Source organism: Sphingobacterium arenae (assembly GCF_014692505.1).
Taxonomy (GTDB): Bacteria; Bacteroidota; Bacteroidia; order Sphingobacteriales; family Sphingobacteriaceae; genus Sphingobacterium; species Sphingobacterium arenae.
In genome coordinates this window covers 451,752-467,735 of the sequence record NZ_JACNYK010000001.1, presented here as the reverse complement: position 1 = coordinate 467,735, position 15,984 = coordinate 451,752, and the positions used below count along the sequence as shown (strand labels likewise).

At 43.3% G+C, this 15,984-nt stretch carries 19 protein-coding genes; 4 read left to right on the top strand and 15 right to left on the bottom strand.

Translation table 11 applies throughout. The features are described 5' to 3' along the window. Nucleotides 1–5 precede the first annotated feature (5 nt). The 8 genes from H8B17_RS01990 to H8B17_RS01955 are packed head-to-tail and all read right to left on the bottom strand — an operon-like array spanning nt 6 to nt 5,496. The gene (locus tag H8B17_RS01990; protein WP_190307492.1) at nt 6–380 is read right to left on the bottom strand and encodes a hotdog family protein; all 375 of its coding nucleotides are present in this window, start codon (nt 378–380) and stop codon (nt 6–8) included. A 10-nt stretch (nt 381–390) separates the two neighbouring features. Continuing rightward, nucleotides 391–1,020: a hypothetical protein gene (locus tag H8B17_RS01985; RefSeq protein ID WP_190307491.1), complete on the bottom strand. Its 630-nt coding sequence runs from the start codon at nt 1,018–1,020 to the stop codon at nt 391–393. Beyond that, nucleotides 998–1,624, bottom strand: a complete 627-nt coding sequence (locus tag H8B17_RS01980; RefSeq protein ID WP_190307490.1) for an outer membrane lipoprotein carrier protein LolA — start codon at nt 1,622–1,624, stop codon at nt 998–1,000. Before H8B17_RS01980 ends, H8B17_RS01985 begins: the two co-directional genes overlap by 23 nt. Beyond that, the gene (locus tag H8B17_RS01975) at nt 1,614–2,387 is read right to left on the bottom strand and encodes a polysaccharide deacetylase family protein (RefSeq protein ID WP_223816299.1); all 774 of its coding nucleotides are present in this window, start codon (nt 2,385–2,387) and stop codon (nt 1,614–1,616) included. The genes H8B17_RS01980 and H8B17_RS01975 overlap by 11 nt, the downstream gene beginning before the upstream one ends. After that, the gene (locus H8B17_RS01970; protein WP_190307489.1) at nt 2,381–3,445 is read right to left on the bottom strand and encodes a beta-ketoacyl synthase chain length factor; all 1,065 of its coding nucleotides are present in this window, start codon (nt 3,443–3,445) and stop codon (nt 2,381–2,383) included. The genes H8B17_RS01975 and H8B17_RS01970 overlap by 7 nt, the downstream gene beginning before the upstream one ends. Then, nucleotides 3,442–4,641 carry a beta-ketoacyl-[acyl-carrier-protein] synthase family protein gene (locus tag H8B17_RS01965; RefSeq protein ID WP_190307488.1) on the bottom strand — a complete coding sequence of 400 codons (1,200 nt, stop codon included), beginning with the start codon at nt 4,639–4,641 and terminating at the stop codon, nt 3,442–3,444. The genes H8B17_RS01970 and H8B17_RS01965 overlap by 4 nt, the downstream gene beginning before the upstream one ends. After that, nucleotides 4,642–4,899 carry a phosphopantetheine-binding protein gene (locus tag H8B17_RS01960; RefSeq protein ID WP_190307487.1) on the bottom strand — a complete coding sequence of 86 codons (258 nt, stop codon included), beginning with the start codon at nt 4,897–4,899 and terminating at the stop codon, nt 4,642–4,644. It lies immediately after the preceding gene. A 48-nt stretch (nt 4,900–4,947) separates the two neighbouring features. Beyond that, entirely contained in the window at nt 4,948–5,496 is a 549-nt protein-coding gene (locus tag H8B17_RS01955) for a 3-oxoacyl-ACP synthase (protein WP_190307486.1), read from the bottom strand. A gap of 124 nt (nt 5,497–5,620) precedes the next feature. Between H8B17_RS01955 and H8B17_RS01950 the strand changes: the two genes are divergently transcribed. Continuing rightward, entirely contained in the window at nt 5,621–5,995 is a 375-nt protein-coding gene (locus H8B17_RS01950; protein ID WP_190307485.1) for a DUF1304 domain-containing protein, read from the top strand. Nucleotides 5,996–6,168: 173 nt separating this feature from the next. Here H8B17_RS01950 and H8B17_RS01945 read toward each other — a convergent pair whose 3' ends face one another. Further along, on the bottom strand, nt 6,169–7,326 hold the full coding sequence (locus H8B17_RS01945; protein WP_190307484.1) for a beta-ketoacyl-[acyl-carrier-protein] synthase family protein: 1,158 nt from the start codon (nt 7,324–7,326) through the stop codon (nt 6,169–6,171). Beyond that, the gene (locus H8B17_RS01940; RefSeq protein ID WP_190307483.1) at nt 7,299–7,745 is read right to left on the bottom strand and encodes an acyl-CoA thioesterase; all 447 of its coding nucleotides are present in this window, start codon (nt 7,743–7,745) and stop codon (nt 7,299–7,301) included. Before H8B17_RS01940 ends, H8B17_RS01945 begins: the two co-directional genes overlap by 28 nt. 94 nt (nt 7,746–7,839) lie before the next feature. On the opposite strand from H8B17_RS01940, the gene H8B17_RS01935 reads away from it, so the two are divergent. Further along, the gene (locus tag H8B17_RS01935; RefSeq protein ID WP_190307482.1) at nt 7,840–8,802 is read left to right on the top strand and encodes an isopenicillin N synthase family dioxygenase; all 963 of its coding nucleotides are present in this window, start codon (nt 7,840–7,842) and stop codon (nt 8,800–8,802) included. Nucleotides 8,803–8,925: 123 nt separating this feature from the next. Next, complete coding sequence (gene dcd, locus H8B17_RS01930; RefSeq protein WP_190307481.1) at nt 8,926–9,462, top strand: dCTP deaminase; 537 nt, start codon at nt 8,926–8,928, stop codon at nt 9,460–9,462. A 26-nt stretch (nt 9,463–9,488) separates the two neighbouring features. Here the strand turns inward: dcd and prfB are convergent. Beyond that, nucleotides 9,489–10,566, bottom strand: a protein-coding gene (prfB, locus tag H8B17_RS01925; RefSeq protein WP_190307480.1) for a peptide chain release factor 2 whose coding sequence is annotated in 2 segments (ribosomal slippage) — nt 9,489–10,505 and nt 10,507–10,566 — 1,077 coding nt in all. Because the reading frame shifts where the segments join, the coding sequence is not laid out codon by codon here. Between the two features lie 506 nt (nt 10,567–11,072). Between prfB and pgi the strand changes: the two genes are divergently transcribed. Continuing rightward, nucleotides 11,073–12,719: a glucose-6-phosphate isomerase gene (gene pgi, locus H8B17_RS01920; protein WP_190307479.1), complete on the top strand. Its 1,647-nt coding sequence runs from the start codon at nt 11,073–11,075 to the stop codon at nt 12,717–12,719. Nucleotides 12,720–12,765: 46 nt separating this feature from the next. On the opposite strand, the gene H8B17_RS01915 is transcribed toward pgi, so the two are convergent. From H8B17_RS01915 to H8B17_RS01900, 4 genes are read right to left on the bottom strand one after another with little or no spacing between them, the layout of a single operon-like run. Then, nucleotides 12,766–13,905, bottom strand: coding sequence for a TlpA disulfide reductase family protein (locus tag H8B17_RS01915; protein ID WP_190307478.1), 1,140 nt, complete (start codon nt 13,903–13,905; stop codon nt 12,766–12,768). A 49-nt stretch (nt 13,906–13,954) separates the two neighbouring features. Beyond that, a complete protein-coding gene (locus tag H8B17_RS01910; RefSeq protein ID WP_190307477.1) occupies nt 13,955–14,770 on the bottom strand; it encodes a TPM domain-containing protein in 816 nt (271 codons plus the stop codon). 7 nt (nt 14,771–14,777) lie between these two features. Beyond that, on the bottom strand, nt 14,778–15,212 hold the full coding sequence (locus H8B17_RS01905) for a TPM domain-containing protein (protein WP_190307476.1): 435 nt from the start codon (nt 15,210–15,212) through the stop codon (nt 14,778–14,780). 36 nt (nt 15,213–15,248) lie between these two features. Beyond that, nucleotides 15,249–15,827: a LemA family protein gene (locus tag H8B17_RS01900; protein WP_190307475.1), complete on the bottom strand. Its 579-nt coding sequence runs from the start codon at nt 15,825–15,827 to the stop codon at nt 15,249–15,251. Nucleotides 15,828–15,984: the final 157 nt, after the last annotated feature.

Genomic DNA, 15,984 nt, shown 5'->3' with positions numbered 1-15,984 from the left:
TTTTCCTATAGGACCCTATACGTATGCGTCAATTTGAGTGCCATGGTTTCTCCAAAGGTCGTGGTATTCTTGACTTTTACTTGCCCCTCCTTATCGTAGGAGATTTCAAATTCAAATTGCAAAAGAGCGTTTTTTTCGGGATTGATTAACGCGGTGAATTTCACATTGGAAGCACGCACTAAGAAAAGTATTTTTTGCTCGACCGTTTCTGTGAGTTCCTTCACGATCTGCATCATACACACCCCGGGAGCAACTGGATTCTCCGGGAAATGACCGTCAAATATCGGATGGGCCGGGTTCAGACGCACCTCCGCTACATATACATTGTTCGATAAAGATCGTATATGCTCTACATGATAAAAATCCGGCAACAAGGTCATATTACTCGTTCTATAAGGTAGATTGATCTGGGTCCAATGTCAGATTTATTGTTATGGGAAACTTTTTATGTTCTATCGCAATGCTTGTGGGAATATCTTCTGGATTCCATTCGCGATAAATAATCGCTAAATGCTCTTTCGTACCCCTGGCCTGCTGGATCCGCTCTACCCTACGCTCTTTTAGTACATAATAGCAGTTATCGACCACATACACGGGGTAATAATGTTGTTGATTCGCAAACATAACGGCCGATGTGGAATGGCGTTGTGTTGTCATCGTACGGAAGATATCGACGATTTCCCTCACTACCGTGCGTTTATTTAAATCGTGCATCGCGTAATGTAGTTCATATCGATCCGGCGATAGACTTACATCAAACAAGGTTTGACCAAAGTCACTCACCAATGCTACGCGATGTTCGTTCCGTGTCAAGGTTTTGACGATCAAGTTCCCATTCATATCTTTTTTAAAGACATGCAGTTTCGCCCGATACACAAATGTCTGCGCGGTATCGATATAATAATTATTCAATTCCTGCGTTACGGATTCGCGGATTCCCGAGGCATTTGGATAGCGGTATGTGCCACAAGAAACAGAGAACAACAGCAGGAAAAAACTACAGGTTAAAAATCGATTCATCAATCGTTGTATTTACTTTTCTATTCTTTATCACAAAACGTGTATAGTCGTTGGAGGGTTCGACAAGTCTCACCTCCTCGACGTGTTTATCTTTCGGCGAAAATAACAGTACAATCTCTTTAATATACTTTTTCGCGCCTGCTAATTTGGGTGTTAAACGCACCATGTCAGCGTTGCCCTGCTTGAGGTAGGAAACCGAAAATTCCTTCTCATCGTATATACCCCCCCGCAGGCTGGAAGAAACCAACGTACTTATTTTTTCAAAGTTCTTGCTGTTTCCGATATGAATCGTCTGCTTCTTCCCCTGATCATCGATGTAGATTTTATTGTCTTTGAACACCATCTTATACTGAAAAGGTGCCGTATATGCCCAGCTCAATTTATCGGGATGTTTTACATACAGCTTTCCAGACGACTCCACCGGCTTTTTCATAAAACTAAGGTGCTTGAATTGCACGAAATCTGCCGATACGGTCTTGACCTCTAAAAGCTGTTGCAGCGATTGTTGGAAGCTGGCCCGTTCGTTCGCCGTCATTTCTCGCGTTTGTGCCTGTCCACAAAGAGGCATCAAAAACACTAAAAGATAAAGCAGTTTAATCTTCATATGCCTGCAAATTTAACAAATCATCTACAGAAACCGATATATATCCCTTTTTCTCTAAATAAGGTAGCAACCGTTTTAGGGTATCGACCGTACGTTGTGAGGTATCATGAAAAAGGATAATATCCCCAGTTTTCAACTTTTGGCGCACCCGACGATAGATTTTATCATCATCTCCTATCACCGTATCTAACGAGCGATTGTTCCACCCGATGACCTGCTGTGCCGTGTATTGGACGGCTTTGGCTACGGATGGATTAGTTACCCCAAACGGCGGACGGAAAAATTGTGGCTTTTTGCCTACGATTTGTTGTATAATAACATTACATTGCTCCAACTCTGTAACAACTTCTCTTTCTTTTAAAAAACCAAAATTTTTAGGATGACTGTAGGTATGATTACCGATGGTATGCCCTTCGTTGATAATCATCCTGGCAATATGCGGATACACCGACAACTCCTTTCCGATACAGAAAAAGGTCGCTTTAAACTGATATGCTTTCAATAATTGGAGTATTTCGACCGTATAGGGAGAAGGGCCATCATCGAAAGTCAACGCGACCCGTCCTTCTGCGGTGTATTTCTTCCGGAAAAAAGTAGGTGTAAAATATCCTAGACGGATATCAAAGGATCCCCAAGCAGTCAAACCGATCGACAACAGTAAAACGGTCAGGAACCAGGCAAAAGAATATCCAAAGATGCCGATGAGCATCGTGATAAATCCCGCCACCAGAAACAAGGGGTATAGTATCTTATGCTTTAACATGTCCGGACAAGAACAAGGGTATGATCTTTACCCCGATAGTGATTATAGATCAGGATATTTTTCCACGTTGTTTTAGCTGGATTTTTTTCGTTCCAATACAGAACGGGTGGAATGGTTTGATATTTTAATATGAAAGCAGCGGCGGCCAATCCAAAAGCCGAACAGCTATCAAACTGTCCACTGAGATGTTTATAATATAGCGGTGTTGTCAAGGGAAGCTCCTGTTGCAACGCATTGTAAAACAAGTCATCGTTTTCATCACCATTGTAACCGAGGATTACCGCATCGATAGCCGTTGGTTGGATATCGTTTGTTGTCAGAAAATCCTGTAAGAAGGATCCTGCCTCCGGTATATCCAGCTCATTTTGTAAAGCAACATCCACGACTTCCCCATACGAGGTCTCTGTTTGATCAACGCCCATGGAAAAGAACTGCGCCCCTTCTGCATAATTAACCCCCGGGGACAGGCTGTTTTTAACCGTTTCCCGCAGACCACTCGCTTTGATATATCCTGCAGCTTGCAGAAAAGCATAGGTTTGTTCGGCGATCTCATCTATTCCTCCCAGCAACACATTTTTATGCTCTCCAGATGTTAACAACAATAGCGTATCCAACAAAGCCGATTCAAACGAACTTGCTCCGTTTACGTGTGTTACGTTGTATCCTTTGCAGGACAGCTGGAGCGCGATCTGGGCAGCGACGGTATTGTGCGTAGATTGGATAAAAGATGTTGGTGTGAGAAATTGTTCGTCGTTTTCCCACATACTACGGAGGAATTTATCCGAATCTTCGGAGCACCCCAGCCCAGTTCCGGTAATAATGGCATCCGGTACTGTCACAGCGGTCTCCCCTAACGCTTGTTGCGCGGCATACATACCCATCTTCATTCCTCTCGACATACGACGGATCGCCGCTGGCGAAGCCAACCCTTTATACGACGGTTGATCAGCAGTGGTAATAGCCTGGTCGATTTCCCGTGCTTCTGAAAAAAAATCCGGTCGCCACACCCCCTGCGTCGTCACTGTGCCAATCCCGTTTATGAATACGCGTCTCTTCAAGCTTTTGAAAAAATAAGAGATGAACAATTACCCCCAAACCCAAAAGAGTTAGAGAGCACATGAGACGCCGATCGGTATTGTATCGTTGTCTGCGGTATCATATCGAATTCTTCCATCGGAGTATTGAAATGAAGGTTCGGAAATACCAGATTCTGTTGCAATGCCAAAATGCTATACACAGCTTCGATGGCACCCGCCGCAGCCAAGGTATGACCTGTAAAAGGCTTCGTTGAGCTAAAAGACGGAATCTCGTTTTTAAAAATACGTTGCATGGCCCGCCCTTCCGACAAATCGTTGTTCGGTGTAGCCGTTCCATGCACATTGACGTAATCAATTTCTTGTGGTCGTAACTGCGCAACGGCTAATGCCTTCTTCATCGCCAAAAAAGCGCCTTCACCGTCGTCGGAGGATGCTGTTTGATGAAACGCATCATTAGCGTTACCATACCCCGTTAGGTAGGCCAATACGTTTTTACTGCCCTGCTTTACCGATTTTTGAGATTCTAATACAAGGTACGCTGCGCCCTCTCCAAGGTTCAGCCCCTTACGCTGCTTGTCAAAAGGTTGGCAAGGTTCATCCGATAAAATCAACAGGCTGTGAAACCCATTAATGGTAAACTTGCTTAATGCATCCGCTCCACCTACGATCACCCGATCCAGACGACCAGCGTGAATCAGACGGGCGCCCATCATGATGGCATTTGCAGCCGAAGAACAGGCCGTGCTTACGGTGGTCACAAAACCTTTAATTCCCAGATATTTCGCTATTTTATGCGAGGAATCGCCCGCTGGATGCGAAGGGATATAACGATGCCATTCGGACGATGTAAGATAGGTCGAGCCATATCGCTCCGTATAATCCATACCACCCACACTGGTCGAAGATATGAATCCCGTGCGCAGCTGGTTAACATCGTTGATATTTGCTGATTTCAAAGCCTGACGGGCAGCAAAAGCTCCTAAAAGGCCGGTTCTCGTAAAGGCATGAGGCCGCAGTAAATCCAAATTGTCCGACAATTGGTCGTTACTACGCTTTATCTCGCCTACCCAAATATGTTCCCTTAACCGTGTGGGGAAGTTTACTACCCGTGAAAGGCCGTGCTTGCCTGCTACGATAGCCTGCAGGTTCTCTTCAACTGTACTGCCAATCGAAGAAATAAGGCCTATACCGGTAACCGCAATGCTCCCGCTGCTCATTTACTTCGTTCTATTTTCCGAGATATAGGCGACCATCGTTTCAATAGATTGAAAAATAGATTTACCGAGTTTCGGATCCGTCAGTTTGATGCCGTAGTCTTTGTCCATCAATACGATCAGTTCCAATGCATCGATAGAGTCTAATCCTAACCCTTCGTCAAATAAAGCCTCGTCATCCTTTATATCCGTCGGCGTAATATCTTCTAGATTGAGTACGTCAATAATTTTTCGTTTTAGCTCTTCGTTTAATGCTGTCATTGCGCTACAAAATAAATTCAAACTTACTGAAAATGCTTTGTTTTAAGCCTAAAAAATGTACAATAATGCCCGATACTCCTCTTGAAAGTATTCCACCCAACCACATAAGACCCGTTTAGCCTTACCGGACTTTAAGAGATAATCGACATAGCTATAAATGGTTTCCTTTGGAAACTCCTCCGCCACAAAAAAAGCATTTTCTGTCTGTAAGCCGTGACGGATCCCTATTTCGCCTGCACAGATATTCGCGAGCGTATAAACAAAGGTGGCTGGTCGAGGATAAAAATGATCCGCATCTTGTATGCTCTTCTGGTGCTTTATATCGGTATCTAAACTAGCGGATTTGTTTGCTAAGACAAGTGCAAGCTCATCAGTATCTTCTCCTTGTAAAATATATTCTGCAGCCAAAAAAGCCAACTTGCTCAGCGCATCCATCTTATAGAACTTCGGATAGTCAATTTTCAACTGAAGAAAAGCTTCTTTCGCAAAATCAGAGAACGGCAGCACCTCTGCGCCTGACCAAACCAGTTTATCATCGACCACAATCTGATGTCCTTCAATAATACAGGTTTTCTGTATGTTAATTTTTTCTAGCATGCCGCAGTGATTCTTCCTTCAAACATAGAAAAATTTGCTTAGCGGTGCAACAGACAAGCTTTCATTTGAGGATATCGCGTTTATAAATTGTTTTTTTAAATTTGTTGTAATAATCAATGTACTAATGGAAGGAACGCTCGGAATTATCGCAAAAATTAGTATTGCTATCGTAGCAATTGAACATCTATACATTTTATGGATTGAAATGTTTGCGTGGGAGACTAAGGGACAGAAAACATTCAAGTCTTTGCCTCCTCATTTATTTCAAGAAACAAAAGGATTAGCAGCTAATCAGGGACTCTACAACGGTTTTCTCGCCGCGGGTCTTATTTGGTCCTTATTCATATCAGAGAATATATGGCAACATAATATCGCGTTATTTTTTCTTGGCTGTATTATCGTCGCTGCCGCTTTTGGGGCGATCACAGCTGATAAAAGTATATTTTTCAAACAAGGGATCCCTGCATTGATTGGATTTATACTTGTTCTATTCAGTTAAAATATAAATACCACCATTGTCCTAGAACGGAGAACATTATCCGAAAGTCCAATAATCTGTTTCGCCCATTATTCTGATTATAGGATATACCCACACAGGCCTTGTAGCTACCTCAGGATGAACGCATTCAAATAAACCGTCGATACTTCCCTTTTCACACGAAGACACAACGGCTACCCCGTGCGCGCAGCTGTTGTTTTTTCTATGATCATCGCTGCATTAGCCCCCCCAAAACCGGAAGCAGTTTTCAACAATCGGCTTCTTGCTTCATTGGGAATACGGGACATGCGTTGGATAATATTTAGCGGCTGAGATACACCCAACGTCTCAAAGCCAACGGTGGGAATCAATGTCCCGAATTGCAGGGACATCAGCCCAATGATCGTTTCAAGCAATCCAGCAGTCCCTAATGTATGCCCGAAATATCCTTTCAGACTATGGAGCGGAACGTCCTGAAGCCCCAACCGGTTAAAGGCAATCGCCTCCATCTCATCGTTATATTGCGTCGCAGTTCCATGGGCCGATATGAAATCGATATCTTTTATATCGATGTTCGCTTCTTTTCCGGCGCGCAAAACACTTTGCACAAGCCCCTCGCCAGTTCGAGATGGCCCCGAAATATGATTCGCATCGCTGATCGCTGCCTCGCCTAATATCTTAAACTCGCCCGGAACTTTAGAAACATAGATACAAGCTGCGGCTTCGCCGAGAGAAAGGCCCGCTCGGTCTTTATCATATGGTCTACAAGGATCTAAGCTCATCGCTTGGAATGCTTGAAAACCAGAGACAACAAATTCACTGACGACATCTCCTGCCAAAACCACCGCGTCGTCATACTGTCCGCTCTGGATCAGCCGTTTAGCAACTGATAAAGCGAGCAAACCGGATACACAGGCCTGCGACACAATAATAGGTTCGGTCCGGAAATCAAGCGCTTTTGCCATCTTCCTCGCTAATACCGGAAGCCGCGCATCTGCGGTTCTCCTCTCTTTCAAAAACGATACGTTTCCTTTTGTCGTCCCCAACACCAGCGCCGTCCGTGCGGTAGGTACGTGTTTCTCCGCAATTGGCTTCGCGGCGGTAAATAACATCCGTTCCAATAATGTACTATCCTCTGCAGGTGTTAACAACCTCCTAGCTTGCTCGAGGGTAAATTTCGACACAGGGATAAACTCTCCCCGACCAATATCATTCCTGGCGATGCTACTAATCCCTCGCAATAACCCGTTCCAGTTCGACAGGTAATCAAAACCCAACGGTGTAACGCAGTTCTTGTCGTGTATATATACAGGTTCAAATACCACTACAGCAAACCTACCTTTCTTTTCCAATCCAACACAAAAGCAGGAATGCTTAATACGAGATTTTCCGCGTCGTCCAAAAACACCTGTACCGTTTCCCCCTGGCAGACCAATTGGCCTTTACTATTATAAATCTTAAATCGGAAAATCATTTTTGCAGCGGGCGTATCGACATATGAAGTAACAATACGCGCCGTATCCCCATAGCGTAACGGTAATTTATGTTCACAAGTAGATTTCACAATAGGCGTAGTATACCCCGCTTTTTGTATGGTCATATAATCAATACCATAGGTTTTACCAAAGGCTTCCCGCCCCTGCTCAAAATATAGAATATAATGCCCATGCCATACGATACCTAAGGAGTCAACCTCGCTAAAGCGCACGGGAATGCTCATTGATTCTGTCAATCCCGATTCCTCATAAAATTGTTCTCTTCTTTTTATCATATCGCTACTAGGCCTTCAAATAAGTATTGGTTCAAAATAGTCATTTCTGTCAGGCAAAGGTATAATTTTCTTATCTTTACAGAAAAAAAACAACATGCCATTAGTAAATATCCCCCGATTGGATTTGCTTCAATACACGCGGGGTAGCGCAGATGAACGGAAACAATTTGTACAAAATATAGGAAAAGCATTTAACGAAACGGGGTTCGTAACCATCGCTAACCACGGTCTGAGCCAGGAATTGATAGACGAACTCTATACTGTCGTCAAAGCTTTTTTTGATCTCCCCGACGCCGTCAAACGGAAATACGAGTTTCCAGAACTAGCCGGACAACGTGGATATACCTCCAAGGGGAAAGAGAAAGCAAAAGATGCCCATACGCCAGACTTAAAAGAATTTTGGCAGCGCGGACAAACTATCGTGGACGAAGATTACTCGAAAACGGATTTTCCAGATAACATTATCGTGGAAGAATTGTCTCGATTCAACGAGGTGACAGCCGAAGTGTACAAAAAATTGGAAGATGCCGGACGTGCTTTGCTGAAAGCCATAGCTTCGTATTTAGATTTGGAAGAAGATTATTTCGAAAAATTTGTCATCAACGGCAACTCCATTTTGCGGGCGATCCACTATTTCCCGATCGACAATCCGGACACGATCCCCGCTGATGCCGTTCGTGCCGGTGCCCATGAAGACATCAATTTGATTACCTTACTGATAGGCGCTAGCGCAGATGGCTTGGAAGTATGGACCAAAGACGGGGCTTGGTATCCTATCAAAGCCCGGGGGGAAGATATTGTTGTGAATGTGGGCGATATGTTGCAACGATTGACAAATAATAAACTTAAGTCCACCACCCACCGTGTGATTAATCCCCCCAGAGAATTGATGACAACTTCTCGCTACTCAGTACCGTTTTTCCTGCACCCAAAGGCGACGATGAGCTTAGCTAGTCTGGACTCCTGTATCTCGGAAGATTATCCAAAGATCTACAGAGACTACACTGCAGGACAGTATTTGGATGAGCGCTTACGGGAGATTGGACTGAAAATGTAATGCAAACCGAGATGTAAATAATCATTCACACAATGGGTAATGATTATCTGCGATGAGCTTCCAAGCTTGGTTATTTATAGGAGCTCTCATCGACCACAAGAAAAAATAAATAGATGAAAAACAATGATATTATCCGATAAAAGAATTTTAGAAGAAATAGATAACGGTACCATCGTTATCGAACCTTTTGATAGAAAATGCTTAGGGACAAACTCCTACGATGTGCATCTGGGTAAGTACCTCGCCACATATAAAGACGGCGTGCTCGATGCAAAGAAGCATAACGAAATAGAACATTTCGAAATACCTGAAGAAGGCTTTGTCCTTGAGCCGGGTACACTCTATCTCGGGGTTACACTCGAATACACAGAAACACACGGACACGTACCTTTTTTGGAAGGAAAATCCAGCACAGGTCGCTTGGGAATTGATATCCACGCAACGGCCGGCAAAGGAGATGTGGGCTTCTGCAATACATGGACGTTGGAAATTTCCGTAGCACAGCCTGTACGGGTTTACGCCGGCATGCCTGTCGGGCAGTTAATTTATTTTGTCGTTGATGGCGATATAGAAACCTTCTATAACACAAAGGGGAATGCCAAGTACAACAACAAGACTATCCGCCCTGTAGAGAGCATGATGTGGAAAAACGCATTTTAAAAGGGAAGCTGCGCGCAACTTCCTTTTTAAAACTCCATTAAATAAGCCTTCAAAAAGGCATCCAGATCGCCATCCAGCACCGCTTGCGTGTTGGATGTTTCCAAATTCGTACGGAGATCTTTGACCAATTTATAAGGATGCAATACATAGTTACGAATCTGGGAACCCCATTCTATTTTTTTCTTGGAACCCTCGATAACCGCCGTCGCTTCCTGCCGCTTACGCATCTCGATCTCATAAAGCTGGGACTTCAACAAACGCATAGCGTTGTCCTTATTTTGAAGCTGCGAACGCGATTCCTGATTTTTAATAATGATACCTGTCGGCTTGTGGTGTAGGCGGACAGCTGTCTCGACTTTGTTCACGTTCTGCCCTCCAGCACCACCCGATCGAAAAGTATCCCATTCGATATCGGCGTCTTTCACCTCAATCTCAATATCGTCATCCACCAAAGGATATACATATACGGAGGCGAAGGACGTATGTCTTTTCGCATTCGAATCAAATGGAGAGATTCGTACTAAACGGTGTACACCATTTTCCCCCTTTAAATAACCGTAGGCAAAATTTCCAGAAAACTGTAATGTCACTGTTTTTATACCAGCAACTTCACCTTCTTGATAATCCTGTTCAACGACTTTACAGCCATGCTTTTCGCCCCACATGATATACATGCGCATCAACATCGAAGCCCAATCACACGACTCTGTACCGCCAGCTCCGGCCGTTATTTGTAAAATAGCGTCGAGCTGATCTTCCTCCGAACTGAGCATATTCTTAAATTCCAGCTCTTCCATTTGCTCAAGCGCGAGCTCGTATTGCTCGTTTACTTCTTGTTCGCTCGCATCACCGGATTGAAAAAATTCATACATCACACCGACATCATCGACTACCGCCGATACATCGTCGAAATGCTCGGTCCATACTTTGATATTCTTGATTTCGAGCATGATTTTCTCAGCAGCCTTTGGATCATCCCAAAAATCAGGCTGTAGGGTAATTTCTGTCTTGTCCGCTATTTCGGATTTTTTGGCATCAATGTCAAAGATGCCTCCTCAAGGACCCTACTCTGTCCCTCAAGTCTTGTATCTGTTCTTTGGTCATGTTCAAAAGTAAAAAAATTATTTTTAGCGAACGTTAATATTAGCGAATATTAAAATTATAGATTTTTAATGTCGCTCAAGCCGTGACGTGGCTCATACTTTTTTTACCTCAAAAAAAGTATGCAAAACCGAGCTCATGGATACCCAAATAAACACGAATCCATAAAAAATCGCCACTTTAAAATTTTGATGGAATGTGAAGTGCACTCATAATATTTCTACATATTCAAAATTTTATATGTGGCATTAGATGTTAAATAAGGGATAATACAATTGCATGAACCCGTCTTAACTTTAATTGTCGCATCCAAATGTTTTACGACTGTACAACCTCATTTTTAGCACTATCCCCATTGTAAAACATTTGAAGCGACGAGGTTTTTGGTTCTTTTTCACGGGGAAAAAGAACATGAAAAATTGATAAAAGAAAACCGTCGTAATTCCTAACAATGAAAAAAACACAAAAAAAGCTATCTTTGGTCTATTAACAAACAAATCATTACTTATATGTTTCCAAACGTCGATTTTACAACAACTCAAGCCTACAAATATTTGGCAGATCACTATATTTCTATTAATGAGAAATCCCTAAAACAGCTATTCGCCGAAGACCAGGAGCGCTTCGAGAAATTCTCCTTACAATTAGAGGATATCTTGGTAGACTTCTCAAAGAACCGAATAAACGATGAGACTTTGGCCCTGCTGATACAGCTTGCAAAAGAATGTCAACTGGAAGAAGCCATTAAAGCCATGTTCTCCGGTGAAAAGATTAATCAAACAGAGGGTCGAGAGGTTTTACACACAGCGTTACGTAATCAATCCGGCACGCCTGTTATCGTCGACGGGGAAGATGTAATGCCGAAAGTAAGGGCCGTACAGGCGCAAATGAAAGATTTCACCAACAGGATTCTTTCAGGTGAATGGAAAGGCTTCACGGGCAACGAAATAACCGATGTTGTCAATATCGGCATTGGTGGGTCGGATTTGGGTCCTGTAATGGCAACAGAAGCATTGAAACCTTACAAAACGCGGTTGAACATGCATTTTGTATCAAATGTCGATGGAACGCATATCGCAGAGACATTAAAAGGCTTGAATCCAGAAACGACATTATTCCTGATCGCCTCCAAAACGTTTACAACGCAAGAGACCATGGCAAACGCTACATCTGCGAAAGATTGGTTCTTGAAAGCGGGCGCTGATGAAAGCGATGTCGCTAAGCATTTCGCAGCACTAAGCACCAATGAAAAAGGTGTGGCTGCTTTCGGGATCGACACCAAGAACATGTTTGAATTTTGGGATTGGGTAGGTGGTCGATACTCTTTATGGTCGGCAATCGGCCTATCCATCGCCTTAAGCATTGGCTATGATAATTTTGAACAACTTCTTGCAGGTGCACACACGGCTGACCTTCATTTTAAAGAAACGGAATTCGAACAGAATATTCCGGTTATCCTCGCTTTATTAGGGGTGTGGTACAACAATTTTTTTGATGCAGAAAGTCATGCTATTTTACCTTATGACCAGTATATGCATCGCTTTGCGGCCTATTTCCAACAAGGAGATATGGAAAGCAACGGAAAATATATCGATAGAACCGGAAACCGAGTAGACTATCAAACTGGGCCAATTATATGGGGAGAACCAGGTACAAATGGACAACATGCATTTTATCAACTTATCCATCAGGGCACGAAATTAATTCCTTGTGATTTTATTGCACCGGCTGTTTCACATAATCCTATTGGGAATCACCATCAGCTTTTGCTCTCCAATTTCTTCGCACAGACGGAAGCCTTGATGAATGGAAAAACCGAAGAAGAGGTGGTAAGCGAACTACGGAAAGCAGGTAAAACAGAAGCAGAAATTGCAACGTTAAAAAATTTCAAGGTATTTGAAGGTAACCGCCCGACCAACTCCTTCCTCGTAAAGAAAATCACACCCTATACGTTAGGTTGTCTGATCGCCATATATGAGCATAAGATCTTTGTTCAAGGCGTTATCTGGAATATATTCAGTTTTGACCAATGGGGCGTGGAACTGGGCAAGCAATTAGCGAATAAAATTCTTCCGGAACTAGAAGACGATGCACCCGTATACGCGCACGACGTCTCTACCAACGGCTTGATCAACCAGTATAAAACTTGGCGATAATGATCATGAAAACAAGCAGGGGCAAAGTAATTTTGCCCCTGCTTGTTTAATTTAATATTTCGTTCAGTTTCTCTTCTAAAGCAGATCCTCGTAGATTCGAGGCAACAATTCTGCCGTCGGGATCAAGCAAATAGTTCTGTGGAATACCCCGAATGGAATATAGTTGCACAACGGGTGAATCCCAAAATTGCAAATCCGATACATGTGGCCATTGTTCCAATTTATCATCTTGGATCGCCTTCATCCAATCAGCCTTTTTTCCTGGACGATCCAGTGATACCCCCAGAACCGTGAAATTTTTATCTTTAAATCGTTCAAAAGCGGCAACTACGGTCGGATTTTCTTGACGACAAGGTGCGCACCAACTCGCCCAGAAGTCTACTAATACATACTTGCCGCGCAAAGAAGAAAGAGCAAGATCATTACCCACGGTATCCGGCAGCGTAAAATCGGGCGCCACCGCACCTACAGCCAATCTTCCCATGGTTGCTATTTTCTCCTTCAACCGCTTTCCTAATTCCGTTGCTTTTAAATTACTTGACATGCGTTCATATTCCGGCTTTACCAAGCCGATTAAGTTCTCGGCAGAGACTATTTCATCCAAGATTGCCAACGATATGTAATTGTTGGGGTTTGATTTCACAAACTCTTCGTCAAGGTGCTGCTGCTTTTCATAGAGCGATTCCGCTTTGGTTTCCAATTCCCGGAGAAAAGCCTCGCTTTGCTTTTGTTCGTCGGACGCGGCCTCGTATTCCGCATCTAAATCTGCAAAACCACGATACATTACCTCCGACTGCGTTTTATACTTGCTATAAACATTATTAATAGCGTTTCCTTTTCCTTTGGCAGTGATAAAATCTGCCCCTTCAAATTTAATAACACCTCTGGCTAAATAGATGGAGTTCGTCGCTGGTTCTTCTTTTTCTTTTTGTAGCGCCTCCATGGTTTCGCCATTGCTTGCTAAAATTAGCCGTGCGGGAGCCGGTTCTGATACCGATCCATGGTAGGTGAATTTATTTTTCTTAACCACCGCGGAGTCTAAAATTGTTTGTCCTTGATCCCGATATTGAATAAACACCTTGGCTCCTTCCGGGAGCCGCTTTATTTTTCCCTTTAATGTAAAATCTTCTTGGGAAAATACCATTAAGGGAACTACGCCCAATAGCACTAATAATCCTTTTCTCATGCAATAATAACGTGAATGCACAATAATTTGTTACAACATATAGGAATTGTTACCAACGTCCGCTTGCACCACCGCCACCAAATCCACCGCCGCCGAATCCGCCGAAACCTCCTCCTCCGCCACCGAAGCCCCCACTTCCTCCGAAGCCACCGCCACTTCCACCTCTTCCCATACCACTCAGTAGGGTCCACCAAAAAATATCAGAGGCTCCTTTACCTGTCATGACGCGCCCGCCACGTCCACCGCCTCCACCGCCGCCTCTAGAAAATAAGGTGATGATCACAATCGCTATGATAACAATCAAGATAACAGGAACACCTCCCCCACCTTCTTCTCTTTCACGGGGGTCTGCTTTATATTCGCCTTTGGTATAGGCAATAATGGCATTTGTAGCCGCATCAAATCCTTGATAGTAGTTCTGCTGACTGAAGTTAGGCCTTATTTCGTTCTGTATAATCCGATGTGCTATGATATCCGGTAATACCCCTTCCAAGCCGTAACCTGTTTGGATAGTCACCGTCCGATCCTCCAAGGCTGCTAATAAAAGAACTCCATTGTTGTATTTTTTTCCGCCAACGCCCCATTTCTGTCCTAATCGAACCGCATAATCGGCAATATCATAGCCGTCTGTAGTGCGAATCAATACGACCGCAATCTGCGTTGATGTTGAATCTTCAAACGCCAATAATTTTTGCTCCAGTGTCTGTATTTCGGTACGGCTTAACGTGCCCGTATAGTCTGTAACCAAATGGTTCGGAGCTTCTGGTAGATTCTGCGCATAAAGTGAAAAGAGCGAACCTAAAAGCACAAAAAATATACTTCCAATCCACTTGACGATCGGCTTAAACGATATATATATTAGCATTGGATCTTTAATTTTTTCCAAAATAGATGTCATCTGGAAGCTCATTCACATCATCAACACCGCGGGGAAAATACTTCTGCAGCTGCTCTCCCACATCATGTATCCCTTCAATTAGTCCTTGCACGATATCACCGCGGCGAAAGAAAGAAACCATCAGTTCTTTCGTTTCATCCCAAAAATTGGCTTCTACTTTTGTATCTAGGCCACGGTCGCCTATAATAGCAAATTCGTGATCATCGATGGCCATATAAATAAGAACGCCATTGCGGAGTCCCGTTTTATGCATTTCCAGCTCTTGGAAATAGGAAACGGCTGCGTCCATCGCAGAAGTTCCCTTTAATTTTTTATCGATTACGAGTCGAATCTCTCCCGACGTTTTTGCTTCTGCCACACTAATGGCCTGAACAATACGATCTTGCTCTTCTGTTGAAAATATGTCCATATCAAGCCCTCCTATTCATCTTTCCGTTATTATAATCTAAAACTCAACCGTAGGCGCTCTGTCAGCTCCCTCTGCCGCTTGAAAGGTTCCTTTCGGTTTAAAGCCAAAGATTCCAGCCATAATATTATTTGGAAAGCTCCTTACCGTAGTATTATAATCCTGCACGGCTTCATTGTATGAACGGCGTTCTACGGAAATACGGTTTTCCGTGCCTTCTAATTGTACTTGTAATTCTTGAAAATTCGAATTTGCTTTCAAATCCGGATAGGCTTCCACACTGACCAACAATCTTCCGATCGACTGGGACAACGCATCCTGCGTTTGTTGATAGTTGGCGATGGCCTCTTCTGACAGATTAGAAGGGTCAACTGTTACAGAGGTAGCTTTTGCCCTTGCCTCGACAACTGCGGTCAATGTACCTTCTTCATGTTCGGCGGCACCTTTTACCGTCGCTACCAAATTAGGAATCAAGTCTGCTCGGCGTTGATAGGCATTTTCTACCTGTGCCCATTTTCCTTTTACATTCTCATCTTTAGAGACCATGGTGTTATACCCACAGGAGCTGAATGACAGCGCTGTAAACAAACCTACGATTGCAATAACTAATCTTTTCATCTGTGAAGTTTTATTCAAATTTTTATAAAAATACTAATTATCGTTCTTTTTTCCCGTAAAAAAGAACCAAAAAACTCGTCGCGTCGAATCTTTGAGAAGAGGGATAGTACTAAGGATGAGTTTCTACATACCTCAAAAATTCGGATGCGACCATTCA

Excerpts from the sequence above, each read along its gene's own strand:
- pgi (WP_190307479.1), top strand. The coding sequence starts at position 11,073 with ATGTTTCCAAACGTCGATTTTACAACAACTCAAGCCTACAAATATTTG.
- H8B17_RS01955 (WP_190307486.1), bottom strand. The coding sequence starts at position 5,496 with ATGCTAGAAAAAATTAACATACAGAAAACCTGTATTATTGAAGGACAT.
- H8B17_RS01960 (WP_190307487.1), bottom strand. The coding sequence starts at position 4,899 with ATGACAGCATTAAACGAAGAGCTAAAACGAAAAATTATTGACGTACTC.
- H8B17_RS01915 (WP_190307478.1), bottom strand. The coding sequence starts at position 13,905 with ATGAGAAAAGGATTATTAGTGCTATTGGGCGTAGTTCCCTTAATGGTA.
- dcd (WP_190307481.1), top strand. The coding sequence starts at position 8,926 with ATGATATTATCCGATAAAAGAATTTTAGAAGAAATAGATAACGGTACC.
- H8B17_RS01940 (WP_190307483.1), bottom strand. The coding sequence starts at position 7,745 with ATGATAAAAAGAAGAGAACAATTTTATGAGGAATCGGGATTGACAGAA.
- H8B17_RS01935 (WP_190307482.1), top strand. The coding sequence starts at position 7,840 with ATGCCATTAGTAAATATCCCCCGATTGGATTTGCTTCAATACACGCGG.
- H8B17_RS01985 (WP_190307491.1), bottom strand. The coding sequence starts at position 1,020 with ATGAATCGATTTTTAACCTGTAGTTTTTTCCTGCTGTTGTTCTCTGTT.
- H8B17_RS01950 (WP_190307485.1), top strand. The coding sequence starts at position 5,621 with ATGGAAGGAACGCTCGGAATTATCGCAAAAATTAGTATTGCTATCGTA.
- H8B17_RS01965 (WP_190307488.1), bottom strand. The coding sequence starts at position 4,641 with ATGAGCAGCGGGAGCATTGCGGTTACCGGTATAGGCCTTATTTCTTCG.
- H8B17_RS01905 (WP_190307476.1), bottom strand. The coding sequence starts at position 15,212 with ATGGACATATTTTCAACAGAAGAGCAAGATCGTATTGTTCAGGCCATT.
- H8B17_RS01980 (WP_190307490.1), bottom strand. The coding sequence starts at position 1,624 with ATGAAGATTAAACTGCTTTATCTTTTAGTGTTTTTGATGCCTCTTTGT.
- H8B17_RS01910 (WP_190307477.1), bottom strand. The coding sequence starts at position 14,770 with ATGCTAATATATATATCGTTTAAGCCGATCGTCAAGTGGATTGGAAGT.
- H8B17_RS01990 (WP_190307492.1), bottom strand. The coding sequence starts at position 380 with ATGACCTTGTTGCCGGATTTTTATCATGTAGAGCATATACGATCTTTA.
- H8B17_RS01900 (WP_190307475.1), bottom strand. The coding sequence starts at position 15,827 with ATGAAAAGATTAGTTATTGCAATCGTAGGTTTGTTTACAGCGCTGTCA.
- H8B17_RS01975 (WP_223816299.1), bottom strand. The coding sequence starts at position 2,387 with ATGTTAAAGCATAAGATACTATACCCCTTGTTTCTGGTGGCGGGATTT.